Here is a 25483-nt window from a genome sequence, read left to right on the forward strand (position 1 = left end):
CGGAGGCTAGTTGTGAACAAACGTCGATTCACTTTGCAGTATAAAATACTGTCAATTACAGTTTTAATCGTGATCTGTCTATTAGGATTTGTTTTTGTCATGCATGGAAGAATCAATGCTCTACAGCGGGAAACCAGCTTCATCTCTCATCAGGATCGAGAGATTACTAATTTGGCTAATCTAATTGAGAAGAATATTTTAGATATGGAAACCGGACAACGTGGATATGTCATCACCGGCGATAACAAGTATCTGGAGCCCTACAATTTGGGTAAGGCTGAATGGGAAGCTAATTATGATAAGCTTTACGTGCTGACTGCTAATGATTCTTTACAGCTACAGCGTCTGTTGGGTATTGAAAGTAAAATTAAGCAATGGATCGAACAGTCGGGAAATTATGTGATCCAGTTGAAAAAAGAGGGACAGGACGCTGAGCTCCTAAGATACTTCAATTCCGACGACGGCAAAGATCAAATGGACCGGATTCGTAATCAGATCAGCACTTACCGCGAGACGATGAAAGAGAACACCAACAGTCTGATTGCTAGACAAGCAGACAAGAATAAATTATTGCTAGAGCTTCTTTATATTGCTTGGGCAATTATAGCGGTTACCGCGATGGTCGCTTCGTGGATCAATTCACGCGCCATCGTTAGTACGGTTCGTAAAGTTACCCATACGATTGCAGAATTGGAATCTGACGAAGATATGAAGACAAGGATAGAGATCACCACGAATGATGAGATCAGGGATCTGAGCGTAGCTACGAATCATCTGATAGACACGCAACAAGAGCGGATATGGATTCAGGCTAACGCAAACGAATTGTTGGCGAGGTATCAGGGCATCACACATATCTCGCAACTGGGCGACATTTTTCTTGGCAAAACCGCAGAAGTCCTCGATTACCCATATGGTTCCTTATATGTTCGAACACAGGACCATGATCGAGATTTCTTTAAGAGAGTCTCTACTTTTGGCGGAAGCAGTAACATTCCAGATCAGCGGGCATTCCAGATCGGAGAAGGTCTAGTTGGACAATGTGCTAAAGAGGCGCGCTTGATGCAAATACAGGATCTGCCGGAGGATTATATTAGCATACAATCTGGGTTGGGTATTTCTGCGCCGAAGGCGCTTCTACTAATGCCGATTTCTTTTTCGGGTGAGGTAGTTGCTGTGGTGGAAATCGCCGCCTTTGCTCCACTTACGCAATTGCAGGTTAAGTTCCTAGGGTCTATTTCGAATGCCTTTGGCTCCGCAATTAACAGTACGATTAGCATTATGAAGATTGACCAACTTCTGGCACAATCTCAGCGTCTAAACGAAGAGCTACAGGTATATACCGAGGAACTACAGACTCAGTCTGAGGAGCTGCAAATCCAGACGGAGTCACTGCATGCAACGAATAGAAAGCTGGAGGATAAGAAACTGCTGGCGGAACAAAAGTCACTAGAGGCGGAAAGAGCTCAAACGGAACTCAGTGAATACACAGAGTTATTGCAGCAAAGCTCACAATATAAATCAGAGTTTCTGGCTAACATGTCTCACGAACTGCGAACTCCGCTTAACGGCATTCTGCTGCTCTCCGAATTTCTTATGGAGAATCAGTCGGGAGCTTTAAGCGAAGAGGATATTGAATTCTCAAAAGCCATTCATTCTTCGGGACAAGATCTGCTGGCGCTGATTAATGACATTCTGGATTTGTCCAAGGTTGAGGCAGGAAAGCTGAATATTGAAATTGAAGCGATAAATATATCGGAGATTCCGGAGGCAATGATCCAGAACTTCAGTCAGCTTTCCCGCAAAAAAGAGATTCCTTTGCAAATACAGCTGGGAGAGAACTTACCCCCGCTGTTTTATTCGGATGCTCAAAGAGTGCGGCAAATTATTATAAATTTGCTGTCCAATGCGTTTAAGTTTACAGCGGAAGGCGCAGTCACTCTGGAAATCCGTTCAGCAACTAAGGACGAGCTGCTGGATTTGGCAGATTCGTATACAGGGGAATTTATTGCCTTCGCCATCAAGGATACTGGAATTGGGATTTCAAAAGAAAAGCAGTCAATTATCTTCGAGGCTTTTCAACAGGCAAATGGAAATACAGAACGTCAATATGGTGGAACAGGGCTTGGGTTATCCATATCTAGAGAGCTGGCAACCCTGCTCGGTGGTAGAATTATAGTGGAGAGTCAAGAAGGAGTGGGTAGCGTCTTTACGGTGTATTTGCCCTTGAAGCTTGAGGCCCCAAGCCTTGAGGAAGTGGCTGATCAAGCGACTGTTATTCAAGAGATTGGGAATGGAGTGGTACTTGCCGCTACAACGGCTGAGGATACACGTAATGACTTCACTTCTCTGAATCAAAAGCATGTACTTATCGTGGATGATGATGAACGGAATTTGTTCGCTTTATCAAATACCCTAAGAAAGCGCGGGCTGCATGTAACTACAGCTACTAACGGAGAGAGCGGCCTGTATGAACTGGAGCAGGCGGCTTCTATAGATATCGTTCTTATGGATATTATGATGCCAGTGATGAACGGGTATGAGGCAATCAATCGGATCAGACAAATGCCCGCAAAGAAGGATATTCCCATCATTGCACTGACTGCAAAAGCGATGAAGGAAGATAAGGCTAAAATCCTTCAGGCAGGGGCAACAGATTATCTTAGCAAGCCGATTAACCTGGAACGTTTATTAGCGTTGATGCAATTGATTCTAGCTAGCGATTCATGAAATAGATAATGGACGGAAACAATCATGGGGTGTCCTAGTAGTCATGACAATGGCTGCTGGGGCACCCCTTTTTTGTTGACGTTGAACTAGACCTCTAACTTCGGATAATTCAAACGAAGTTGCGCGAACGAAGTAACTATAATCTGCTATCGGACACAGCTGACCGTTAACGCAGCTTTTTACCACATTTGTAATTCTAACGGACCCCACTGACGCTATTGGCATAAAAAATACCGAATATGCCCTCTTTTTAATGAATGGTGGCGCTGGAGTCCGAAACGCTGCTCTAAAGGCGGAAAAATCGGAAATAACGTCATCTGAGTCCGTAAGCCTCGCAATTATGATCATCCAAAACTCTGCAGCAGGTGAGCAAAAGTGTGCCTAGGCGTTCAGCCGGCTTTCGTTTACCTCAAATCGGCTGAAGCGAGTCAGCCACCCTATTGCCCAAAACGCAAAACAGCGATCCTCCCATAACGGAAGGATCGCTGTTTTAATGTCTCTTTGGAATCTTTTTAATAAGATTTCAGTCTCTCACTTATTGTTGCGCAGAATCTACTACAACTTTGACAGCTGTGCCGATTGGTGGCAGGCTTCTGGTCAGCACTGGGCTGTAGAATCCGATAACTTTTGTACCTTTAACAAGCTCGCTGCTTTTAACAGCTTCGCCGTCTTTATTAATGAGTACTGTGTCTTCGTTAATGCGCAGTACTACTTCTTTTTGTGACAATTCGCTCAGGCCACTGCCTTTAACAGTGATACTGATATTTCCTTCATCGTCTTTTTGAACTTCTTCAATAGTGCCAGCAGTACCTAGAAGATCATCTTGTTTCTGCTTATCCAGAACGGTGATTTTGTAAGTTGGTGTTTGTGGCGGAAGACTCATAGTCATGACCATGGAGTGTTCTGCTTTTACAGTCATCCCGATATGGAGATCTTTGAGTGCAATTTTAGTGCCGTCTGCCATCTCAATAGCCGTATCTTCCCCTACATTTAATACGATTCCATCCGTACCTACACCTTGGATTTGAACGGATTGGTATTTACCACCATCATAGACTGCTGTAATCACACCAGTCTTAGTCATGTGCTGCTCGGCGGCATTTGTGTTGATCACAATGGAATCTCCCTTCACAGTCATGTTTTGATGAATTACTTCGCTTAAAAAGGAAGCTGGGACATACAAAGTGGAGTCAACCAATTGTGGTGCAGTTCCAAGTGTTGTATACATTTTGTTGATACTATAACGATCTTCTCCAGCTTTCACTGTAGTGAATACAGCGCCATTGATAAGTTCAACGGATTTATTCTGTGCATTCCAGGTTAATTCAAATCCAAGGGCTTCAGTAATCGAACGTAGTGGCACCATCGGCTCTTTGCCATTTGTGCTTTGGAAGCCTGTTTCTTTAATAGTCGATCCGTTGATTTCAATCGCAAACGTCTTTTGATTAACGCTAGCGGAGGTTTGTATAGCCTCATTTTTAGCAGAAGTTGTGGTGGGTGCAGCATAAGCTGCTCCTGTAGAAAGTGCTAGTGACAAAGTTAAAAGAACTGTACTTGTTTTTAAAATGTTGTTCATGGTTGTGAGCTCCTTTTAAAATCTTTTGTTAGTGTTGTTATTATTCTGACGGGACACCCCTCCAAAATGTTGCAGTTTTTTTGCATCCCGATCGTAATCTTCATTCACTGCAAATATAAAAAAAGCATAAGACCCCACAGCTATATGTAGTAATATGTAAGTATTAACAATCGCTCACATAAGGAGGCGCTATGGAGTCATTCAAAGATCGACTGAGATTCATGAAGGTACAGCAGGACGGGCTTATTAAGGAATATGAGGCTCTGATTGCGGAATATGAAAGTCACGATCTGGTCAACGAGAATGAATACTTGAAGAAGCAATATGAGAAGCATAAGCTTGCTTTGGTCGAGCTAAAGACTCAGGTAGGTAAGCTTCAAGAAGAGAATACTGAGCTAAGAGTTGCGCTAACGGAACAGATTTTAGATGAAAAGCTGGGCATTCTTAAAGTGTCGAGGCAGAAGCTGCAGACTTATTTTTCCTCTAGAAGCCATGCTCATACAGATCGTCTGACGGCTTTTGAAGTGGAGACGAAACGTCATATTCAGCAGCTGTACCATACAGCCTCCAGGCAGCTGGGTGAGGAACAAGCAGAGATATCCAGTCGACTTGGGGCGTTGGCGGCAGAATTAAATGAGCGTGTGCTGGCACAGCGGCAGAGAATGAGGGAAGCGGAACTTCGCCTCAACTCGGGCATGGATAATGGATTACATGATTTTGCCTCGGAAGAGATCAGTGAAGAGGTGCTGAAGCGCCGAAGAAAACAAAATCAGATCGAAATGAAGATTGGACTAAGCTGGATTAACAAGCTGGGTATTCTGCTGTTGATTTTGGCGGTGGGGGCAGGCTTCCGGTATACCTATTCCAACTGGTTCACAGGTTATATGAAGGGAAGCGCCTTTTTTCTACTGGGATTATTGATGCTGGGAGGCGGGGAGTGGTTATACCGCAAAGGAAAAGGTACCTTCGCTTTAGGGCTGCTTGGCGGCGGGATTTCGGTGCTGTATGGCTCTATTTTTTATAGCTATTTTCTGCTTGATATTATTAGTATATATGTAGGGTTATCCTTGTCTGTACTCGTTACTTTAACTGCGGTACTCCTGTCTTTAAGGTATGAATCACGGAGTATTTGTGCACTGGGCTTAATCGGAGGATATCTGCCCTTATACTCTTATCTGGGGGCGTTTGGCCTTTCGGGCAACGCAGTTTATGTAGCTATGGGTTACTTGTTTCTATTGAATTTATTCATCTTATTGATTTCTTTCCGCAAACGCTGGAACGTTGTCAATTATATCAGCTACTTATTTAATACACCCTCCATGCTCATATTAATAGCTTTGTCGGATAGCAACGGAATTAATATGTGTTATGCTGTTTTGACTTTTGCGATGTATCTGGGAATTACCTTGTGGTACCCGTTCAAATATCGTTCCAAGCTGTCCTGGTGGGATTTCTCTCTCTTAGGATGTAATACGTTTATTAGCTGTCTCACCTTGTATATTTTATTTATGGATGCAGGACTGAAGGATTACAATGGTGCACTGGCGTTGCTTTTCTGCCTGCTGTATCTCGGTCTGGGTCGAGGGCTTGAGAAGCTGATGCCACAGGAAAAAGAAAGCATGCTGCTGTTCTACGCCACTTCACTGACCTTCGGCATATTGATGATTCCATTTCAATTTGGAGCGGCTTGGTGGTCCATCGGTTGGCTGATTGAGGGCGTCGTTCTTACGTTGTATGGCAATCTGAACCGCTTTAAGGGGATGGAAAGGGCAGGCTGGGGCATTATGATGCTCTGCCTTGTAGTATTCTTCTGTCTAAATGTACCGACGCAGTGGGTCGCAGACTATCAATGGACGAATTTTAGAGATGTCTACTTCCCGCTAAAATATGTCTTTATCACAGCAGGCATGCTGATTGTCGCGGTGTTGTATGCAGTTCAGCATAACCGCAAGGATGCTCTTCAGCGCAGCGAACCTTATGAAATCACCTTAGCGTTGTGGTTTAAATATGCGGCGTTATTAAATTTTTGGATTTACGGCTTGTATGAATCGAGAAGATTGTATCATCTGGTTGTACCGGAGGACTTTGCGCATAGAACCTTCTATAATTTACTGCTGTCCGCTGTATGGACCTTGGTTCTGGCGTACGTGCTGCCAAAGGTGAAGGTGCTGTATGACACGATTGTTAAATATTTTGTGAGATTTCTGTTTGGGGTTGGCTACGTCATTTGTATAGTAATTACAGTAGGCCTTCCAAGTCTGCAAAATAATCTCGCGCAAAATACAGCAGCTGATTATATCGCACTAGCCGTACTGATTATCTTTAATATCTTTGTTTGGTTTAGCGGACGTGATCTGCTGATTGCAGCGCTGAATCGCCAGTTTAAGAGTATGGAGATCTATCCTGTTTTCATGGCGATTTATCTACTCGGCATTATCACCGCTTTCCTAGGAGTGCAATTGCAATTGAGTGATGCAGGGTTAATTTTTAGTCTCATTTATCTACTATTAGCCGTTCTGTTTATCATGTATGGCTTCCGCAAAAGGTATGTGTACATCCGGCGCTTCGGCCTTGGATTAACACTGCTGGCTACGGGCAAGCTGCTGCTCTATGATTTGGGCCTGCTGAACACTGGCAGCAAAATCATAGCTTATGCCAGCTTTGGCATCTGCTTGCTCGGTATCTCTTATCTCTATCAAAAGGTGTCAAACCGGATGGAGGAGGGCCAGACAACCGCCGATAATGGTACTAAAGGATAAAACACAGAGAGAATAATAGGAAGGAAGACGGTGGATGTACGAGACTTATATTTTCGACCTGTATGGCACATTAATCGATATTCAGACAGATGAGGAGAAGCCGGAGGTATGGGATCGATTATCGCTCCATTTCGGATATCAGGGGATGTCCATAACAGGGAGTGAGCTACACGCACAATTTCTGCGGGAGAGAGATTTACAGCTCACCGAAGCCGCACGGAATTGTCAGTACCCGGATTTCGTAATGGAGGATGTGTTTCGTTCTGTTGCCCGTCAATTGGGCGGACAACCGGATCAAGCGTGGTTACATGAAACGGTTAGATGGCTGCGGACATTATCGATGATCCATATCTCACTTTATGAGGGTGTGGTTGAAATTCTGCAAACATTAAGAGAACGTGGCAAAAAGGTGTTTTTGCTCTCCAATGGCCAGAAAACCTTTATAGAAGCAGAATTAACGATGCTGAATATTCTTCCTTTATTCGATGGCATTGCCATTTCCTCCGAAGCAGGAGTGAGTAAGCCGGATCCGCTATTTTTTCGTTATTTAGTTGAGCATTATGGAGCGGATTTGCGTTCGGCCATCATGATCGGGAATGATCCCCGTACGGATATTGCAGGGGCACTAACGATAGGAATAGATTCCTGTTACATTCGTACGGCCTCTTCACCCCCCAATACGACTGCGGAGAGTACTCAATCGATAGGGGACGGGGATTTGCGGAAGATCCCCGGATGGAACGCTTAGACATACAAAAAGTCCCCGTAACCGGATTCTTACTGACCGGTTACGGGGACTTTTGTATGTCGGGCGTTCGTGTCTAGAGCGCCGGTAATTTATTTAGATTACACCTTCAGCCAGCATAGCGTCGGCCACTTTTTTGAATCCAGCGATGTTCGCTCCTGCAACAAGGTTGCCGGACTGTCCATATTGCTCGGATGCATTTACAGATTGTTCGTAGATGGAAACCATGATTTCATGCAGCTTCGTATCTACTTCTTCAAAGCTCCAGGACAACCGCATGCTGTTTTGTGCCATTTCAAGCGCAGATACAGCTACGCCGCCAGCATTAGCAGCTTTGGCAGGTGCGAATAGCACGCCAGCTTGTTGGAACTGATGAATAGCTTCAAGGGTGGATGGCATATTGGCACCTTCGCCTACTGCTTTTACACCATTCTCAATCAGTTTCAATGCCATGGCTTCATCAATCTCATTCTGAGTAGCACTCGGAAGGGCGATATCACAAGGAATGGTCCAAATTTGCGTGGAATCTTCAGTATACACAGCGTTAGGATGTTCATTCACATATTCACTAATCCGTTTTCTTTCGACTTCTTTTAGGCGGCGGACAGTTTCGAGGTTAATCCCATTTTCGTCATAGATATATCCGGCCGAATCACTACAAGCTACGACTTTAGCGCCTAGCTGTACAGCTTTTTCGATCGCATAGATCGCTACATTACCAGAACCGGAAACAACAACGCGGCTTCCTTCAAAAGAAAGGCCTTTTGCCTTCAGCATCTCGTTTACGAAATAAACCGTACCGTAACCAGTAGCCTCTGTCCGAGCCTGACTTCCGCCGTAACCAATACCTTTACCAGTCAATACGCCAGCCGGATATCCTCCGCGGATCCGCTTGTATTGTCCGTACATGTAGCCGATCTCACGACCACCTACACCGATATCTCCTGCAGGAACGTCTTGGTCAGGACCGATGTAATTTTGCAATTCAGTCATGAAGCTTTGTGCAAAACGCATGATTTCGCCTTCGGATTTACCTTTAGGATCAAAGTCGGATCCGCCTTTACCTCCGCCGATGTGTTGGCCGGTAAGAGCATTTTTGAAGATTTGCTCGAAACCAAGGAATTTGATAATACTAGCATTAACGGATGGGTGAAAACGAAGTCCACCTTTGTAAGGTCCAATTGCACTGCTGAACTGTACACGATATCCACGGTTAACTCTGACCTTACCTTGATCGTCTGTCCAAGGAACACGGAACATAATCAAACGTTCTGGCTCAACCAATCTTTCCAGAATGGCATTTTCCTGATACTTAGGTTCAGCAGCGAGGATTGGAAGCAAAGATTCAAGGATTTCCTTTACGGCCTGATGAAATTCGGGCTCAAAAGGATTACGCGCAACAACCTGTGCGTATACGTCTTCGATATAACGATGTGCCTTGTTGCTGTTTGTGTCTAATTGCTGGGTAGATACAGAGCTCATGAATTCAACCGCCTTTTCTAGTATTCATTTGGTCCAACACTTTTTTTATATTTTGGCACAAGTCAATGTTCCTCACAACTGTTTTTATTAAATAACTTACTTCAAGTGGAACGTTATAGACGCTGGGATGATAAGAAAAGTGTGAATAAACCGCGGTATACTTCGCGTAATGACGCGTTAAAGCGCGAAATATGCTACAATGATTGTGTAATAATTGTAAGGAGATGAAATTTAAAAAATGAGTGACAAAGTAAATGAGCAGGAGCTAGTAAATGTATTATCTGCCAAAACCAAAGTGGATCCGCAAATCATCCGCTTAGTATTGAAGCATGAACAGACCTTTATCAATAAGGCCAAGGCGAACGCCAAGGGTGAGGTAGACATCGACAGCGATGATCTGGTCGACTATGTCACTGCCCAACGTGATGTGAAGCTGGATGAAATCACAGTAGAGACCATTCTTGATGCAGAAATGGATTACTTGATGGATAAAGGATTGGCAGGTTATATCGACTAACATGGGTATTCGTCCGGCTCGGCTGCTGCTGTTTACAGGCAATAAGAGCCGGAGTGAAAATTAAATAGGCATACGCATTGCTTTTAGTGATTTAGTGTGGTACAATGAAATCAATCATAAATTTAACCCTTAATTCACATATTGTAAAAGGTTATCATTTGTGCGTATGAGTCCTTTTCCAATGTGTGAATTTTTATTTGTTCGTACACTACGTAGGAATAAAAGGACATGTGTTAAATAAAATATTGGAGGTAATATCATGCAAACAGGTACAGTGAAATGGTTTAACGCAGACAAAGGATTCGGTTTTATCGAGGTTGAAGGTGGAAGCGACGTATTCGTACACTTCTCCGCAATCACAGGCGACGGATTTAAATCTTTGGACGAAGGCCAACGCGTTGAGTTCAACGTAACTCAAGGCGCTCGTGGACCACAAGCCGAAAACGTTGTAAAACTGTAGTTTAAAAATCAGGCTGCCCTTAACACAAGTTGAGGGCAGCTTTTTTTATTTTCATATTATGAATCTGCCCCTAATAGGGTAGCGATATCGTCTCGATTCGATCCAAGGAGGGGTACTTATGTATTTTCGTAAAAAAGCACTGGAGGAACTTCCGCAAGAAGACACAGCAATTTGGTCCTGTACCAAGGAAGGTTGCACAGGTTGGATGCGCGATAATTTCGCCTTTCAATATGTACCTACCTGCTGGCAATGCAACTCTCCCATGACTAGAAGTATGAAGATACTGCCAACGCTTGTGAATACGAATGCAGACATGAAGGCCATGAAGAAGGGCATTTCGATTAAGTAATCGAAGAAGCTAATATACTCAAACAGCTGGACCCTTGGACGGGAGCAGCTGTTTTTTTGTTTGAGTATTTTATTTACTGTGCAGTAATTTCTCCCATTCCGTTAAGGTTATGTTCTCTGAAATAGGCTTCAGATGTTCAGGGACCTCTACGTGGCACATAAATTCCAAGCTGTTGCCGTCAGGGTCGTTGAAGTAGACAGAAGCATTTCCTTGATAAGCCCGGATAAAAGGCTCAACAGAAGTCCGGTTGCGGAACGGAACAGCCTCTACCCCAATCGATTCCAGCCATTGCAGTGATTGCTTCAAGTCCTCGTAAGTGACACGGAAGGCAATATGCCGTAAGGACGGGTGGTATGGGGTATGAACCTCCTGGCCTTCCCAAAGACCAATCCAGCTCCGACCTTCCTCGATCCAGAAGAATACAGTTTCTTCATCCCGCCAAGCCATTTTCAGACCTAATTTCTCATAAAATTCGATGGATACCTCAAGATTGCTTACTGGTAAATGTGCTTCATATAGTCCTTTGATCATTGGATAGCACCTGCCGATCTGTCGATTTTGCGGGCTAAATTCAGGAATGCTTCTAATACTAGGTGAATGCGATCTTCGATTTCTTGCCCACCCTCGTATCCGTCGTACCCGACCTCGAACCGCTTGCGTTGCAGTCCGCCGATGGAGATCCAGTCTGGTGTATTAATACCGTGCAGGTTACGTACGATGGCTTGCAATTGAAGTAATGAGCTTATCCCTACCGCTCCCCCGGCTGAACTGGCGGATAACACAACTTTACCGTTGAAATGCGCCTGGCCTAGATGATCAATCGCATTTTTTAATACGCCACTTACCGAGCCGTGATATTCCGGAGTAACCAAGATTACTGCATCCGCTGCTAACATCTCTTGTTTAAGCTCGTTTAAATGTTCATGCTCTGTGTAAATCTCGTCTGGTGAATAAAAGGGAAGTGGGCGTTTGTAGAGGTCAAACATGGTAACCTTTTCCCCATGCTGACTAATGAAATGGGCAGCATGTTCTGCCAGCTTCGTGCTGGTTGCTTCTTTTCGATTACTGCCTGTCAGGATCATCACTTTCATCTGTATCCACTCCTATGTGAGGTCAATTGCTATAAACCAATGATAGTTGAATCGGCCTCTGTTAACATCAGCACATGGAATGAACATACATAATAAAAACGCTCAGCCATTGTGCTGAGCGTCTAAGACTAAAGTTGTAGAGGAGTTTTGATTCTAGGCGTTATAGCCGCCTTTCAATGCGAAAATGGCAGCCTGAGTCCGATCCGCTAAGTTTAGCTTTCCGAGAACGTGGCTGACATGGGTCTTAACGGTTTTTTCGGTGATGACCAGCTTGCTGGCAATCTCTTTGTTACTCATACCGAGCGCAATCAGGTCTAATACTTCTTGCTCGCGTGGAGTAAGAAGCTCTAATCCGGTGATCGCAGCAGGTGTTGCGTTTGGGCCGTTCGGATCGGAAGCATTAAGTTCCAATTGCTCTAGTGTAGAGGTCGCCATTAGATTCATCAGTTGGCTGGCAGCCTCGGAATGTAGCTCCACTTGCCCGTTATGTACCTTGCGGATCGCAACTACCAGCGCTTCTGGTTCTATATCTTTAAGCAAATAGCCTTTGATTCCTACGCGGATAGCCGGGAGTACATGATCCTGATCCGAAAAGGAGGTCAATACAATGACCTTGACCTGCGGGTGGGAGATCCTCAGTGCTTGAGCGGTCTCAATGCCGTCCATAATGGGCATATGCAAATCCATTAATATGACATCCGGGTTCAATTCAGCTGTTTTTTCCAGTGCCTCGCGGCCGTTGGAGGCCTCCCCAATAACCTTGATATCGGGTTGTGTGGAGAGAAATACTTGCAGCCCACGGCGTACCATTGCATGGTCGTCTACTAATAATAAGTTTATCGTCATTTATGATCACCCGACTTCATGTAGATTGGATGGGCAGAGGTATGATTGCCTCAACCGTTGTGCCTTGATTTTCCACACTGTGGATATGAATACGACCGGAGAGAGCTTCTGCTCTTTCCTTCATAATATGCAGACCAAGAGATTCATTAGTGTCTGTGTTAGAACGACGTTTGGCCCCGCCTTTACCTTGGTCGGCAACGCTCATTACCACCTCGGCTGCATTCAGATGCAGAGATACCTCCGCTTTAGAGGTTCCGGAATGCTTTCGTACATTATTGAGCGCTTCTTGGCCAATGCGCCACAGCCCTTCCTCCACGTTGCGGGGAAGTTCGTGAACACCGCTCCGTTGCGTCTGTATCAGCAGCCCTAGCTGCTGGCCATGAGCCTGCAGCGCAGTCAATAAACCGGCTTCCAGTCCGGCAGGCCGAAGCTGCATAATTAATGCACGCATTTCTTTGAGTGCTGACTGGGATAAAGCTTGAATATCGCGGACAGCTTCAGTAGCAGGATGGGAGATATGCTCCTGCTTCAGCATGCTTTCCACGCCTTTGGCGGTCATTGAGAGGGAGAAGAGGATCTGGTTCACGGAGTCGTGCAGGTCACGGGCCAGACGATTCCGCTCGTCAAGACGCGCAATTTCGCGGCGTTTCTCTCCAAGCTGAGCACTTTCCAATGTAGCGGAAATATGTTCAGCGACAGCCTCAAGCACCTCTCCATCCGCAGTTGCGGAGGCTAGTGCTTTGGGTGAGGTGATCAGTAGAATTCCTGCACCTTGTGCGGCAATCTGCCGAAAGGGCACAGCGAGCATCACGACACGCTCCGCAACAGGTTGTTCAGAACAGCAGGACTTCGTAATTTCCTGCTCTTCATCAGGGCTTAATGTCGCAAAGCGTTGTCCTTTTGCGATATCTCCTAGACGTACTTTAAAAGAATCCGAGAGCTCGAAGGGAGCTGTTTCCGGCGTTATATTAGCCGCATAGGCAGCATGGACTTCGAATTGTCCCTCATGCTGCCCGATAATCGCTGCAAAGGGCCAATCGAAATAGTCGCCAATCAGGGCGGCGCTTTTCTCGATTAGAATACTGGGCGAGATACATTGGTTGGCGGTTAGATTTAAAGCTGCGCTGAATTCGCCTAATTTGGCGTACAGATTCGCGCGGCGCTGCTCGGTGCTATATAACTGCATCCGTTCAATAGCACTGCCAATTTGCAAAGCCACGGATTGCAGCAGAGCCAGCTCGCTGTCGGCGTAATGTGCTTTGCCTGGTGCAGCCACATTCATAAGTCCCAAGTAACGCTCACCTGAATGCAGCGGGACGGTAGCGTGGTGGGTGATCCCCAGCGTGTCGCCCCAGTTATACTGCCTGGCGTTACTGAGCCGCTTGCAGCTTAGAATGTTGACGGCATGCTCGAGCTGATCATCCCATAGGCGGCTTAGGCACCAGCAGCTTCCGCACTGCATTGGTTGTTTATTGTCGCGTTGTAGTGCAGGTGGCAGACCTCGATCAGCGGCACACTCATATTCCATGTATTCTTCGCTCAGGAAGATCCAGCCTGCAGTGTTTCCGGTTAACTCAAGTAGCTTGCCCATGACTGTATCGAGCATGGGTCTCAGCTCATTGGAACTGTTCAAAGTCTCCGCAATCGTTTTGAGCGTCAGTAACTCATGAATTCCGGTTTCCTCCGGCATGAAGCTCTCTCCTTTAGCTTTGTTAATTATGTTCTATCTATTGTAACGTAGAATGGTTCATTCATTCTCAAATTTTATGTAATGTTGGCGTAAATAAAAAAGAAGGTTCCTTAAGATCTGATATGACCTTAAAGAACCTCTGAGTATACATGTTAATTTACAGCTGCGGGAGTAGCGGAAGGCGTACAGTGTTCTGGAGCTTCGTGTTCAATAAGTCCATGTTTCTCCCAAGCTCGGCTTTTCCAACGGAAATACATAATGACGGCTCTCACCCACTCGTCCACCGCAGTGGCAATCCACACGCCGGCTAACCCGAGATCAAGTTGGAACACCAGGAAATAACCAAGAGGTAAGCTCATGCAGACCATAGAGATCAGTCCCATATATACAGGGAATTTGGCATCGCCCGAGGCGCGTAAAGAGTTAATGATAACCAGATTGGTTGTGCGCCCGGTTTCCAGGAAGAAGCTAAGCAATATGACCTGCGCCCCCATCCTAATGATGTTCTCATTGTCTGTGAAAAGCCCGAATAGCGGTACCCGGAAGAAAATCACCACAGCATCTATTATTACGGTAACCAGCAGCGCCCACTTTACACTGGTGAATACACGCTTATAGGCTTCATCAGGGCGTCTAGCTCCCACGAGATGTCCTACAACGATGGAAGTTCCCATAGAGACAGCTACACTGAATAAATAAATATAATTGGAAATATTAAGCGCGTACTGGCGAGTAGCCATAGCTTCAGCGCCTAAATAAGTAATATAGAGTGTGAATACAAGCTGGCATGATTGATAAGTGATGGATTCAAAAGCGGACGGGATGCCAATTTTGAGAATTTGCAGCACGTATTTTTTAGAAAGATGAATGTAATAGGTTACTTTCACCCGTACCTCCATCACTCTGTAGAGCAGCAGGAAGAAAAGGATCAGGCAGATAAATCGACTCATCACTGTTGAGATAGCCGCACCCTCCACACCTAACGCCGGAAGTCCGAAATGACCATAAATGAGCAGGTAGTTGCCCACCACGTGAATAATGTTCATCAGCAAGGATACGACCATCGTCTGTTTGGTGAAACCGTGAGTACGGATAGTAGTCGCCAGAGCATTGATTAATGCTTGCAGAAAAATACCGCCCCCAACAATATTCATATAGGCTTTGGCGTAAATGAGGATATCCCCTTTTACATTCAGCGCAGTCAGTAGCGTCCCTCCGAATATCAGCAAAAACGTACTTAGAAGAATGCCGACTAACAGGTTTAGGGTAATGGCATTGCCGGTCACTTGAGCGGCTTCCAGAGGTTTTTTGGAACCGAGATATTGGGAGACCACAATAGCTGCACCGTTACCAATTACACTGAGGACTAAAATTGCTATCGCAATGATCTGATTCGCTGCGCCGACACCAGACACGGCATCGTCGGACACTGAACTGATCATAAAAGTATCCACACTACCCATGAGCATAAAGAGGAATAGCTCGAGGAAAATCGGCCAGGTCAGTTTGACCAGGTTGAATTCCTGGTGATTATTTTGCTTCATTGTGCACCTTCTTATATTATGATGTACTTCCTAAAATTTCATAAACAAACTGTAATATTAGCACAGCTTTCATGGAAATGCAGTATTTTTACAGAAAAATGACAAAACGTTTTTAATTTAGGTCGAAAAGAGCCCTTTAACCGCGTATTAGTATCCTCCAGGTAACTACATCACAATAAAGTGCCTACTTCCCTAGAGGGATGTAAGGAACTACAATTTGTACATGACTTACTAAAATATATTAATGAGGAGTGCAAATAAATATGAAATTACAATTAGCGTTGGATTTAGTGGACATTGCGGGAGCGAAAGAGGTTGTCTCAAAAGTTGCCGAATTTATAGATATCGTTGAAATTGGAACACCTATCGTTATAAATGAAGGTTTGCATGCAGTGAAAGCAATTAAAGAGGCTTTTCCTGCTTTGACTGTGTTGGCAGATTTGAAAATCATGGACGCAGGTGGATATGAAGTGATGAAGGCCGTGGAAGCGGGCGCGGATATCGTTACTGTACTTGGTGTTTCTGATGATTCTACCATTAGAGGTGCAGTGGAGGAAGCGAAGAAAACCAATAAAGAGATTCTAGTTGATCTGATCAATGTGAAGGATATCCAAACAAGAGCGGCTGAAGTAGACGCACTTGGCGTAGACTATATCTGTGTGCACTCTGGATATGACCATCAAGCGGAAGGTAAAAATTCTTTTGCAGATTTAAATGCGATTAAGAGTGTGGTTAAGCAGGCAAAAACAGCTATCGCTGGAGGGATCAAGCTAAGCACACTTCCAGAAGTGATCGCCGCGAACCCTGATCTTGTCATCGTTGGCGGAGGCATCACAGGTGAAGCGGATCAAAAGGCTGCCGCAGCAGAAATGAAACGTCTAGTTAGTCAGGCTTAAGATTACAATGGATACAATGAAATACGCGCAGCAAATTATAGAGGAGCTCCAGCGCTCCATATCTCAGCTTGATGAAGAAGAGACTGAGCGAATGGCTGAGCTGCTGCTTCAGTCCAACAAGATCTTCGTGGCTGGAGCGGGCAGATCTGGATTGATGGGACGGGCCTTTGCTATGCGGTTAATGCATGTTGGTAAAGAGGCTTATGTTGTAGGCGAAACGGTGACTCCGGGGATTGAACAGGGGGATGTGTTAGTCCTCGGTTCCGGTTCCGGTGAGACGAAAGGGTTGATCTCTATGGCTGAGAAAGCCAAAGGGGTGGGTGCAGAAGTTGTTGCCGTTACCATTGCGCCGGATTCGACGGTTGGACGTTTAGCGGGCTACACAGTGAAGCTGCCGGGATCTCCAAAAGATCCGGCCAGTGGAAGCTACAGCACGATCCAGCCGATGGCTTCTTTATTCGAACAGACGATGTTGGTCTTTTATGATGCTATTATTCTGCGAATGATGGAGAAGACGGGGCAGACGAATCAGCAAATGTTCGGCAAGCATGCTAATTTAGAGTGAACGTACAGAAACGAATGCCTTCCTATAAGGAGGTTATTCGTTTTTGTGTTAGTATGATAACAGGAGAGAGGAGGCACTTTAGGAATGGCAACCGAGATTAAAGATCGCATAAACTTGAAGGAAATTAACTGTGAGAAGGAATTAACGCTTGCGGTGATCGGAGGGAAATGGAAGCTGATTATCCTCTGGCATCTTGGGCTTGAAGGGACAAAGCGGTTCAGCGAGCTGAAAAAGCTAATTCCTCATATCACGCAAAAAATGTTGACCAATCAGCTTCGCGAGCTTGAAGAGGACCAGTTGGTTCTAAGAAAAGTTTACGCTGAGGTTCCACCAAAAGTAGAGTATTCCCTGACTTCATACGGCCAAAGTCTGCTTCCCGTCCTTCGATTGATGTACGATTGGGGTAAGAATTACGGAGAAAACGTGATCTGGAAGGACACGCCGCCGGAAGAAAGATGCTAATCGAATAGTCTAAGAACATTAATAATCCCTGAGAGGTCTGGATCGGCCTCTACAGGGATTTTTGGTGTTTTAAAGGAGTGATGCGGATAATGCTTTAGGCTTTCTGTTCGAATAGCTTAGCAATCTCCACGATAACATTTACCGCTTTTACCATATTGTCCGCAGACGCATATTCGAATTTGCCATGGAAATTCTCGCCTCCGGTGAAAATATTAGGTGTCGGCAAGCCCATGTAGGAAAGCTGCGAGCCATCTGTACCTCCGCGAATCGGGCGGATGATCGGTGTGATGTTAAGGTTCTCCATCGCCTCATGGGCAATATCGACGATATGACGCACAGGCTCGATTTTTTCGCGCATATTGTAATATTGGTCCTTCATTTCAAGCACGATGTTCTCTTCGCCATGGATGCTTTTGAATTCTTCTACGACAGCTGAGAGATAAGCTTTACGTGCCTCGAATTTCTCACGGTCGAAGTCGCGGATGATATATTGCAGCTTGCTGAATTCAGGTGTGCCTTCTATAGAGCTTAGGTGATAAAAGCCATCATAACCGTCTGTATATTCGGGCGCTTCCTCAGCAGGGAGTCTGAGATGAAGTGCCATGGCGATTTTGGCGGAATGAATCATCTTTCCTTTTGCAGTACCAGGGTGAACATTAACGCCGTAGACTGAGATTTTAGCAGACGCAGCATTAAAGCTTTCATACTCTAATTCTCCGAGTGGACCTCCGTCTACAGTGTAAGCATAGGAAGCATTAAAAGCGGCTACGTCAAATTTATGAGGCCCGCGGCCGATTTCTTCGTCTGGTGTGAAGGCAACTCTAATCTTGCCGTGTTTGATTTCTGGATGTTGAATGAGGTAATGCATGGCGGTCATAATCTCAGCAATACCGGCTTTATTATCTGCGCCAAGCAGGGTCGTGCCATCAGTTGTAATTAAGGTGTGGCCTTTGTATTCCGCCAGCTCCGGAAAGCTCGCTGTGGACAATACAACATTCAGCTCTTTATTCAAAAGAATATCTTGACCATCATAGTTCTCGATAATCTGTGGCTTCACATTCGTTCCGGTAAAATCAGTCGCCGTATCCAAATGGGCTAAAAAACCAATGGTCGGAACATCCTTGTCCGTATTCGCAGGGAGTGTCGCCATAACATAGCCATGCTCGTCCACCTGGACTTCCTCCATGCCGATCTCCTTAAGCTCTTCAACCAGCTTGTGGGCCAGAACCATCTGTCCCGGAGTGGATGGGCAAGTCTCATTATCTTCATTCGATTGGGTATCCATTTGTGCATACGAAATAAACCGTTCTACAACCTCTTTCTTCACCTTGGGTCATCTCCTCTTTACTATTGTATATATATAGTATCACTTTCCATATAAGGTCTCATCCCTGAGGAAGAAGATTGAGGTAATATTTAGGTTTAATGCGGTAATATTTCTTGTTTCACTAACTTCGCTGAAAGTAAATAACGGTCCGGTGCAGATCCCACATATGAAAAGGGATAACAGGTAATCAACGTGAGGATGGCCTTATCACTTGGCTTTATAGCACCACGTTCGTCCCCGTCAACAATTGTGCTGCCTGTTACTTCATAGGTAAAAGTCCCGTCCGTACTTTCCAGCTCGATAAGATCTCCAGCCACGAGTTCTCCCAGATTACGGAACACTGTATCGCGGTGGCCTGCGAGCACACTATTGCCGGTGGCACCGATAGCTGCGCTGCCTTTATAATGTCCGGCTCCCTTTTTTAGCTCGGGGCTTTCCGTGCCTTCTAGCACTGCGATCTTTTTGTTTAATTTGGGGAAACGAATCTCTCCTATGATTTCACCTTCTGTATAGGAATGAGCGGGGGGCGGCTGTTCCTTGGCTGAACTGACCATTTCCAAGGGAAGAGGGGTTTCTTCGGCAGAACGGGAGTGGGCGACTGTTTCCTCCCTCTTTTTTGCCCAATCATTTAAAGCCTGTTTAGCTTCGATCGGTGCTTTGACCACCTGTACAACCGAGTAAATCAACACAACTAAAGAGAGTATGAAGATTAGCTTCACGGCTAGCAAGACACCATTACGCTCCTTCATACTCTCTCACCTCCAGACTTATGCTGCAAAATGTGGTTATTTCTTCGATTTCAATCTGCGCATGATAATCACGCTGAGTACCGCAATGGCTAAGCTGGCAAGAATCAAGTTATACCAAGGCTCAGCGGTATTCGGAAGCTTGTTGCCAACCTCTGGTGCTCCCAGTGGAAGCTCATCATCAGGCAGGGCGATTTCATTGCTTGGCTGCGGTGTTGCGCTGCTAGTTTGGCTGCCAGCACTTGGTGATGCTGTTGGCTCATTATCGCCTCCACCCAGTGGGATCGGCGCTTCAGTAACACTAATTTCATCTACTACTGTTGAAGCTGTAGGTGTTGGCGATGGTGTTGGTGTCGTTGATTGCCCTGGTGTGGCGACTGCCGTTGCAGTTGGTGAAGCGGTAGTTGTCGGTGAATCTGTCGGTGTCGTGGTTGGTGATGCTGTTGCTGTCGGCGAAGCTTCAGGTGTAGCTGTAGCCGTGGCAGTAGGTGTCGAAGTTGGCTCTATTGTAGGCGTAGTAGTCGCTGTCGGTGTTGGCTCAGGTGTAGGCTGAGCTGTGGCCGTTGCTGTCGGTGAAGGACTAGGTTCAGCGGATGGCTCCGGTCCTCCAGAAGCGGAGAACTCAAAGGCTACAGTTGTGGTTTTACCTTGATATTCGTTCCCTGCTTCCCACGGGAAAATTACATCCATTTGGATTACACTTTGTTCTCCCCCGGCAAGTGAACCGATGGTAACTCTTCCGGCAGCCTCGCTCATCACCCCTGAATAGATGATTACTCCCTCTTTTTCGAGTGTCATTTGGAGAATATCGTATAATTCTGCGTCTCCAGAGATGAATTTGAAGTCCACATAGTAATTAAAGCCCTCACTACCTGCATTAATAATTGTGTATTCTGAGTTCGTTTCATCACCAGGCTGCATATTGTTCATGGTGGCTGTGCTCGTCGTATGCGAATTCACCGTAAGCTTAATGGTATCTTGCGCACTAACTCCGCCAGCATGCCAGATGACTCCTGCTAGAATAGTCAGGATATAAGCAGCTATGAAAGCCGAGCGATATTTCTTCTTCACTTTACTCGCTCCTTTCTCCTGAACCCCATATTAAATTTTGTAGACATCATTTGCGGGCTTCCGGCAAATTCTTCTTTTCTAATCGTATTTTCCATCAAACATTGTCGAAATAAGTAGTATCTCACAGAACCACTTTTTTTGTGCGCATGCAGGAATCTCCGTGAAAGCGGAAGGAGAGAGTAGAGATCTACCGTCAATTCGTTCGTTATAGCGAATAACTAAAGTATAATCAAAATAATATCTAAACAAAAATGGGATATTAGAAGAGAATTCATCATATTTGATCAAATATCAGTTATATTAATGGATTTACACCAGTTTTCTCTATTTAACTCTTTATTTTTATATAATTAATTTTTTTAATTGTGTTTTATTGAGAACGATTATGAATGCAAAATAAAAAGGCAAGACATACATCTGGAATAGGGCTCAAACCCCGATACCAGACCTATCATCTTGCCTTAATTATGATGATAAATTAGATTTCCTTCATAGCTTCGGCTACAATCTCATAAGAGCGTAGACGAGCGTTATGATCATAAATTCCACCAGAAACAATCAATTCATCGGCCTGTGTCTCTTGCAGAATTTCTTGAAGCCGTTCTTTAATTGCTGCTTTATCACCAGCGAAAGAGTAACGCTGCTTCTCAAGCATGGCTGCTTTTTCTTGCATCGTCCATAGCCCCTCCATACTATCAACCGGTGGTTGTAACTTCCCCGTACGTCCGCGGATGATATTAAGGAATTGCTGCTGCTGCGAGGTAGCCAGTCGTCTTGCCTCATTCACAGTATCGGCCGCTGTAATGCCAACTCCGACCATCACATAAGGCTTGTCTAGTGCTGCTGAAGGACGGAAATTGCTATGATAGATGTGTAAGGCCTGTAGTAAATACTCTGGTGCGAAATGGCTGGCGAAAGCAAAAGGTAAACCTAGCTTTCCTGCCAGCTGAGCACTAAAACCGCTGGAGCCCAGCAGCCAGATGGGGATATTCAAGCCTTCACCGGGAACCGCACGAACTCCGGCCGGTCGTGATCCTGCACCTGCAGGATCGAAGTAGGCTCTGAGCTCACTTAACTGCTCGGGGAAGTCACTGCCGTCGCTTCCGAGACCACGGCGTAGCGCACGGGAAGCCGGTTGATCCGATCCCGGGGCTCTGCCCAGTCCTAAATCAATCCGTCCTGGATATAGGGATTCGAGGGTCCCGAATTGTTCAGCAATGACAAGTGGTGCGTGGTTGGACAACATGATGCCTCCAGAGCCTACGCGTATGCTTTTTGTGCCGCCAGCAATGTGGCCAATTAAGAGTGAGGTAGCAGAACTGGCAACACCAATCATGTTGTGATGCTCAGCAAACCAATACCGGTGATAGCCCCATGCCTCAGCATGTTGAGCCAAAGCTAAAGAGTTATGAAAAGAGTCTGCCGCTGTGCCACCCTCCACAATAGAGGCTAAGTCCAGTACGGAGAATCGAATATCGCGCTGTTGCTTCAATGTAATCCCTCCTATAATAAACGCTCAGATAGTCTAGAGCAGTATTTGTAGCTGCGAATAATGCTACTCGCCTAGTATACCATGTAATAAAACTATATACACACTTTAAGTAAGTTATACGCACTTTGTAATGTTTAGATAAGGAATAAGTATGTCTTTTAAATAAAATGTAAGCGCTTTAAAAAATCTGTTGTTATTTCTTAACGGGCTTGCTATAATCACATCGAAAAGTTACCTGAAAAAAAGGAAGTTATCGTTATGAAGCCAACCATAAGAGATGTTGCCAGAATGGCGGAGGTGTCGATCAGCACCGTATCGCGTGTTATGAATGCACCGAATACGGTCGTAGAGAGCAAACGGAATCGAGTGATGGAGGCTGTAGAACGTTTGCAATATCAACCAAATGCGTTTGCACGGGGCCTGATCTACAAGAAGTCTTTTACACTGGGCCTGCTGATTCCGGATATTGAGAACCTGTATTTCGCAGGGGTTATTCGGGGAATGCAGGATGCATGCATCAAGCTTGGATATAGTTTAATGATCTGCAATACGGACCGCGACAAAGAACGGATGTTGTCTTACATTGATAACTTCCATGAGAAGCAGGTGGATGGGATCGTGTTCGCCAGTGATGTCCTTTATCCTGAGACACATGACAAATTAGTCGGTTGTAGAATTCCTTTTGTGTTGGTATCCTCGCATTCTGATGAGTACGACATTCCATCTGTGGAGGTAGATGATGAACAGGCGGCTTACGATGCGGTAAAGTTTCTGATTGATTTAGGGCATAAGGACATTGGCATGATTGGTTTTAACCATGATAACTCCGTATCCGGCCCGCCTCGTTATGAGGGTTTTGTAAGAGCGTTAACAGAGTTTGGACTACAACAGAATATTGTGAAGAGCAAGTATGCCAATCATCGGTTCGAACACGCTTATCAAGCGGCGCATGAGTTGTTTACTGATTATCCCGAGCTGACTGCCGTTTTCTGTGTTGCTGACGAATTTGCAATGGGGACGATTTCTTATCTGAAGGATCGTAATATTCTAGTTCCGGGGCAGGTATCTGTGATTGGATTTGATAATTTGCGAATGTCGAGTATGTTCATTCCAAAGCTGACCACAATTGCACAGCCGATTTATGAGTTAGGTTATCGGGCGGCGGAGATGCTGCATGAATTGCTCACAACAGGTGGTGTCCAGGTATTGAATGAAAAGATGGAGCATAAGCTGATTGTGCGGGAATCCACGCGGGAAAAATAAAGGCCCTTTATTTTTGTGACCTTCTTCTGAAAAGCTTTTCAGAGCTATGTATCGGTCTTAATTAAAATTTAAATGTTAGGATAGAAAATAGTATGAATTCTTATGAAAAACATCTCATTTTCCGATTGGAAACGGTTACTAATTATGATAATATAAAAAATGTAAGCGCTATTATTAAATTACATTTGTGATGGAGTTTGATTTTAGGATATTTACCTGTCTTCTGAAAAGCTTTGCAAGGAGGTGATCTGCTACAAGCTGCTAATACATGCCAGGGTGCCCGGATGATTGAATAAGATGTTATCTCTATAACCATTAAAGGGGATGTACAAAAGATGAAGAAGATCTCAGGACGTAAAAAGTCGTTGGCTTTAGTACTGTGTTTATCCTTCACAATGACGCTGAGCGCATGCGGCGGAGGCAACAATAATGCGGCGCCTACAGATCCACCGGCGGCAACAGTCAGCCCAACAGCAGATAACACCGAGAAAGCGACAAACACACCTAGTGCAGAACCTTCGGGTTCCCCGTTAGATTTAGCGATGAAAGGTGAATATAAAGGGACTAAAGTAACAATGTTTGGCCCCTTCGTAGATGCTGACCAAGTGAAATTTGAGAGCAGCATTAAAGAATTTGAAGAGAAGACAGGGATCGATATTCAATACGAGGGCTCCAAGGAGTTCGAAGCTACAATAAATATTCGTGTGGACGGCGGTAATGCTCCTGATATCGCTGACTTCCCGCAGCCGGGACTGCTGGCGTCGATTGCTAAGACGGGCAAGGTTATCGATTTGACCAGCGTGCTGGATCAAGATAAATTGACGGCTAATTACAACAAGAGCTGGCTCGATATGTCTACGATGGACGGAAAAGACGGGAAGATCATGGCGGGGATTTGGAACCGCAGTAATGTAAAAAGCTTGGTATGGTATCCAAAGAAACAATTTGATGATGCAGGCTACAAGGTTCCTGAAACTTGGGATGAGCTGATGGCGCTGACGGAACAAATTGCTAAGGATGGCGATCCTGCCTGGGCTATTGGCATTGAGAGCGGTGCTGCAACGGGTTGGCCAGCAACAGACTGGGTCGAAAATATAATGCTTCGTACGACTACGCCTGAGAACTACGATAAATGGGTAAAAGGTGAACTGCCATTTACTTCACCAGAAGTAAAAAATGCTGTTGAAATCATGTCTAAAATTTGGCTCAACAAGGATTATGTTTACGGTGGCGCTAAGTCCATTGTGACAACATCCTTCGGGGATGCCCCAGCGCCAATGTTCACTGATCCGCCTAAAGCCTGGTTTAATATGCTTGGTAACTTTATTACAAGCTTCTTCCCTGAAACGGCAAAGGTTGATCAGGATTATGATTGGTTCTACTTGCCACCAATTGATGCGCAATATGGTAAACCAGTGCTGGTTGCAGGTGATATTTACGCTATGTTCAACGATCGTCCAGAGGTTCGTGCAGTCATGGAGTTCTTCACCACTGGAGAGTCGATTAAGAGCTGGGTACAATCTGGCGGCGTAATTGCTCCTATGAATGATGCTTCCCTTGATTGGTATACCTCTGAATCCGATCGCCGGATGGCGAAGTTGGTTCAGGATGCTTCCACACTGCGTTTTGATGGCTCTGACTTGATGCCAGGTAAAGTGGGTGCAGGCACCTTCTGGAAAGGGATGACCGACTATGTGAGCGGTACAGCGACACTGGATCAAGCCTTGGAACAAATCCAGTCCGGCTGGAACAACTAACCTAATATTTAAAGCGCACAGTAAAAAGAGGGGCAGTAGGAAAAGAGGATTGTCTGCCCCTCTTTTTGTTTTCTAACTAGTGAGTTCGATGCTTATGATAAGAGTTTTGCTCCGC

At 45.2% G+C, this 25483-nt stretch carries 22 protein-coding genes; 11 read left to right on the forward strand and 11 right to left on the reverse strand.

Annotation, left to right across the window (positions count from 1 at the left end):
* Positions 1-12: 12 nt before the first annotated feature.
* The gene (locus tag MHH49_RS11040; protein WP_052097386.1) at positions 13-2730 is read left to right on the forward strand and encodes a CHASE3 domain-containing protein; all 2718 of its coding nucleotides are present in this window, start codon (positions 13-15) and stop codon (positions 2728-2730) included.
* A 535-nt stretch (positions 2731-3265) separates the two neighbouring features.
* On the opposite strand, the gene MHH49_RS11045 is transcribed toward MHH49_RS11040, so the two are convergent.
* Entirely contained in the window at positions 3266-4306 is a 1041-nt protein-coding gene (locus MHH49_RS11045; protein ID WP_076099726.1) for a stalk domain-containing protein, read from the reverse strand.
* Positions 4307-4497: 191 nt separating this feature from the next.
* Between MHH49_RS11045 and MHH49_RS11050 the strand changes: the two genes are divergently transcribed.
* Together MHH49_RS11050 and MHH49_RS11055 are read left to right on the forward strand one after the other, a co-directional pair.
* Positions 4498-7065, forward strand: coding sequence for a DUF2339 domain-containing protein (locus tag MHH49_RS11050; protein ID WP_076099725.1), 2568 nt, complete (start codon positions 4498-4500; stop codon positions 7063-7065).
* A gap of 34 nt (positions 7066-7099) precedes the next feature.
* Positions 7100-7813: an HAD family hydrolase gene (locus MHH49_RS11055; RefSeq protein ID WP_341138128.1), complete on the forward strand. Its 714-nt coding sequence runs from the start codon at positions 7100-7102 to the stop codon at positions 7811-7813.
* Between the two features lie 93 nt (positions 7814-7906).
* On the opposite strand, the gene gdhA is transcribed toward MHH49_RS11055, so the two are convergent.
* Positions 7907-9292: an NADP-specific glutamate dehydrogenase gene (gene gdhA, locus MHH49_RS11060; RefSeq protein ID WP_036682144.1), complete on the reverse strand. Its 1386-nt coding sequence runs from the start codon at positions 9290-9292 to the stop codon at positions 7907-7909.
* A 238-nt stretch (positions 9293-9530) separates the two neighbouring features.
* Between gdhA and MHH49_RS11065 the strand changes: the two genes are divergently transcribed.
* The 3 genes from MHH49_RS11065 to MHH49_RS11075 all read left to right on the forward strand — a co-directional run bounded on the left by MHH49_RS11065 (position 9531) and on the right by MHH49_RS11075 (position 10618).
* Positions 9531-9809: a hypothetical protein gene (locus MHH49_RS11065; protein ID WP_038573758.1), complete on the forward strand. Its 279-nt coding sequence runs from the start codon at positions 9531-9533 to the stop codon at positions 9807-9809.
* Positions 9810-10068: 259 nt separating this feature from the next.
* Positions 10069-10269, forward strand: coding sequence for a cold-shock protein (locus MHH49_RS11070; RefSeq protein WP_019914790.1), 201 nt, complete (start codon positions 10069-10071; stop codon positions 10267-10269).
* A gap of 118 nt (positions 10270-10387) precedes the next feature.
* Positions 10388-10618, forward strand: a complete 231-nt coding sequence (locus MHH49_RS11075; protein ID WP_036682139.1) for a cold-shock protein — start codon at positions 10388-10390, stop codon at positions 10616-10618.
* 69 nt (positions 10619-10687) lie between these two features.
* Here MHH49_RS11075 and MHH49_RS11080 read toward each other — a convergent pair whose 3' ends face one another.
* The 5 genes from MHH49_RS11080 to MHH49_RS11100 form a co-directional block, all read right to left on the reverse strand.
* Positions 10688-11149 (reverse strand): VOC family protein, encoded by a 462-nt coding sequence (locus MHH49_RS11080; protein ID WP_341138129.1) that lies wholly within the window; start codon positions 11147-11149, stop codon positions 10688-10690.
* On the reverse strand, positions 11146-11709 hold the full coding sequence (locus tag MHH49_RS11085; protein WP_038573757.1) for an NADPH-dependent FMN reductase: 564 nt from the start codon (positions 11707-11709) through the stop codon (positions 11146-11148). Before MHH49_RS11085 ends, MHH49_RS11080 begins: the two co-directional genes overlap by 4 nt.
* 153 nt (positions 11710-11862) lie before the next feature.
* Positions 11863-12555: a response regulator gene (locus MHH49_RS11090; protein ID WP_076099723.1), complete on the reverse strand. Its 693-nt coding sequence runs from the start codon at positions 12553-12555 to the stop codon at positions 11863-11865.
* Between the two features lie 16 nt (positions 12556-12571).
* The gene (locus tag MHH49_RS11095; RefSeq protein WP_341138130.1) at positions 12572-14245 is read right to left on the reverse strand and encodes a GAF domain-containing sensor histidine kinase; all 1674 of its coding nucleotides are present in this window, start codon (positions 14243-14245) and stop codon (positions 12572-12574) included.
* Between the two features lie 152 nt (positions 14246-14397).
* Positions 14398-15789 (reverse strand): MATE family efflux transporter, encoded by a 1392-nt coding sequence (locus MHH49_RS11100; RefSeq protein WP_038573751.1) that lies wholly within the window; start codon positions 15787-15789, stop codon positions 14398-14400.
* A 263-nt stretch (positions 15790-16052) separates the two neighbouring features.
* Here MHH49_RS11100 and hxlA point away from each other — a divergent pair, with 263 nt between their 5' ends.
* The 3 genes from hxlA to MHH49_RS11115 all read left to right on the forward strand — a co-directional run bounded on the left by hxlA (position 16053) and on the right by MHH49_RS11115 (position 17712).
* Positions 16053-16685 (forward strand): 3-hexulose-6-phosphate synthase, encoded by a 633-nt coding sequence (hxlA, locus tag MHH49_RS11105; protein ID WP_036682127.1) that lies wholly within the window; start codon positions 16053-16055, stop codon positions 16683-16685.
* Positions 16686-16692: 7 nt separating this feature from the next.
* Positions 16693-17250 (forward strand): 6-phospho-3-hexuloisomerase, encoded by a 558-nt coding sequence (hxlB, locus tag MHH49_RS11110; RefSeq protein WP_036682124.1) that lies wholly within the window; start codon positions 16693-16695, stop codon positions 17248-17250.
* A gap of 84 nt (positions 17251-17334) precedes the next feature.
* Positions 17335-17712 (forward strand): winged helix-turn-helix transcriptional regulator, encoded by a 378-nt coding sequence (locus MHH49_RS11115; protein ID WP_036682121.1) that lies wholly within the window; start codon positions 17335-17337, stop codon positions 17710-17712.
* Between the two features lie 94 nt (positions 17713-17806).
* Here the strand turns inward: MHH49_RS11115 and pepT are convergent, their stop codons facing one another.
* The 4 genes from pepT to MHH49_RS11135 all read right to left on the reverse strand — a co-directional run bounded on the left by pepT (position 17807) and on the right by MHH49_RS11135 (position 22348).
* Complete coding sequence (gene pepT, locus MHH49_RS11120; RefSeq protein WP_076099720.1) at positions 17807-19039, reverse strand: peptidase T; 1233 nt, start codon at positions 19037-19039, stop codon at positions 17807-17809.
* Positions 19040-19134: 95 nt separating this feature from the next.
* Positions 19135-19788 carry a sortase gene (locus tag MHH49_RS11125; protein ID WP_341138131.1) on the reverse strand — a complete coding sequence of 218 codons (654 nt, stop codon included), beginning with the start codon at positions 19786-19788 and terminating at the stop codon, positions 19135-19137.
* Positions 19789-19824: 36 nt separating this feature from the next.
* Positions 19825-20856 (reverse strand): hypothetical protein, encoded by a 1032-nt coding sequence (locus tag MHH49_RS11130; RefSeq protein WP_341138132.1) that lies wholly within the window; start codon positions 20854-20856, stop codon positions 19825-19827.
* Between the two features lie 478 nt (positions 20857-21334).
* Entirely contained in the window at positions 21335-22348 is a 1014-nt protein-coding gene (locus MHH49_RS11135; protein ID WP_081386650.1) for an LLM class flavin-dependent oxidoreductase, read from the reverse strand.
* A 258-nt stretch (positions 22349-22606) separates the two neighbouring features.
* Between MHH49_RS11135 and MHH49_RS11140 the strand changes: the two genes are divergently transcribed.
* Together MHH49_RS11140 and MHH49_RS11145 are read left to right on the forward strand one after the other, a co-directional pair.
* The gene (locus MHH49_RS11140) at positions 22607-23611 is read left to right on the forward strand and encodes a LacI family DNA-binding transcriptional regulator (protein ID WP_036682112.1); all 1005 of its coding nucleotides are present in this window, start codon (positions 22607-22609) and stop codon (positions 23609-23611) included.
* Between the two features lie 335 nt (positions 23612-23946).
* A complete protein-coding gene (locus MHH49_RS11145; protein WP_036682109.1) occupies positions 23947-25368 on the forward strand; it encodes an ABC transporter substrate-binding protein in 1422 nt (473 codons plus the stop codon).
* Positions 25369-25483: the final 115 nt, after the last annotated feature.

The sequence above is a fragment of the Paenibacillus sp. FSL F4-0122 genome (assembly GCF_038002845.1).
Lineage (GTDB): Bacteria > Bacillota > Bacilli > Paenibacillales > Paenibacillaceae > Paenibacillus_AQ > Paenibacillus_AQ odorifer.

Excerpts from the sequence above, each read along its gene's own strand:
- MHH49_RS11145 (WP_036682109.1), top strand. The coding sequence starts at position 23,947 with ATGAAGAAGATCTCAGGACGTAAAAAGTCGTTGGCTTTAGTACTGTGT.
- MHH49_RS11095 (WP_341138130.1), bottom strand. The coding sequence starts at position 14,245 with ATGCCGGAGGAAACCGGAATTCATGAGTTACTGACGCTCAAAACGATT.
- MHH49_RS11045 (WP_076099726.1), bottom strand. The coding sequence starts at position 4,306 with ATGAACAACATTTTAAAAACAAGTACAGTTCTTTTAACTTTGTCACTA.
- hxlB (WP_036682124.1), top strand. The coding sequence starts at position 16,693 with ATGGATACAATGAAATACGCGCAGCAAATTATAGAGGAGCTCCAGCGC.
- MHH49_RS11115 (WP_036682121.1), top strand. The coding sequence starts at position 17,335 with ATGGCAACCGAGATTAAAGATCGCATAAACTTGAAGGAAATTAACTGT.
- MHH49_RS11075 (WP_036682139.1), top strand. The coding sequence starts at position 10,388 with ATGTATTTTCGTAAAAAAGCACTGGAGGAACTTCCGCAAGAAGACACA.
- MHH49_RS11070 (WP_019914790.1), top strand. The coding sequence starts at position 10,069 with ATGCAAACAGGTACAGTGAAATGGTTTAACGCAGACAAAGGATTCGGT.
- MHH49_RS11050 (WP_076099725.1), top strand. The coding sequence starts at position 4,498 with ATGGAGTCATTCAAAGATCGACTGAGATTCATGAAGGTACAGCAGGAC.
- MHH49_RS11100 (WP_038573751.1), bottom strand. The coding sequence starts at position 15,789 with ATGAAGCAAAATAATCACCAGGAATTCAACCTGGTCAAACTGACCTGG.
- MHH49_RS11085 (WP_038573757.1), bottom strand. The coding sequence starts at position 11,709 with ATGAAAGTGATGATCCTGACAGGCAGTAATCGAAAAGAAGCAACCAGC.
- MHH49_RS11125 (WP_341138131.1), bottom strand. The coding sequence starts at position 19,788 with ATGAAGGAGCGTAATGGTGTCTTGCTAGCCGTGAAGCTAATCTTCATA.
- MHH49_RS11090 (WP_076099723.1), bottom strand. The coding sequence starts at position 12,555 with ATGACGATAAACTTATTATTAGTAGACGACCATGCAATGGTACGCCGT.
- MHH49_RS11065 (WP_038573758.1), top strand. The coding sequence starts at position 9,531 with ATGAGTGACAAAGTAAATGAGCAGGAGCTAGTAAATGTATTATCTGCC.
- gdhA (WP_036682144.1), bottom strand. The coding sequence starts at position 9,292 with ATGAGCTCTGTATCTACCCAGCAATTAGACACAAACAGCAACAAGGCA.
- MHH49_RS11055 (WP_341138128.1), top strand. The coding sequence starts at position 7,100 with ATGTACGAGACTTATATTTTCGACCTGTATGGCACATTAATCGATATT.
- MHH49_RS11140 (WP_036682112.1), top strand. The coding sequence starts at position 22,607 with ATGAAGCCAACCATAAGAGATGTTGCCAGAATGGCGGAGGTGTCGATC.
- MHH49_RS11080 (WP_341138129.1), bottom strand. The coding sequence starts at position 11,149 with ATGATCAAAGGACTATATGAAGCACATTTACCAGTAAGCAATCTTGAG.
- hxlA (WP_036682127.1), top strand. The coding sequence starts at position 16,053 with ATGAAATTACAATTAGCGTTGGATTTAGTGGACATTGCGGGAGCGAAA.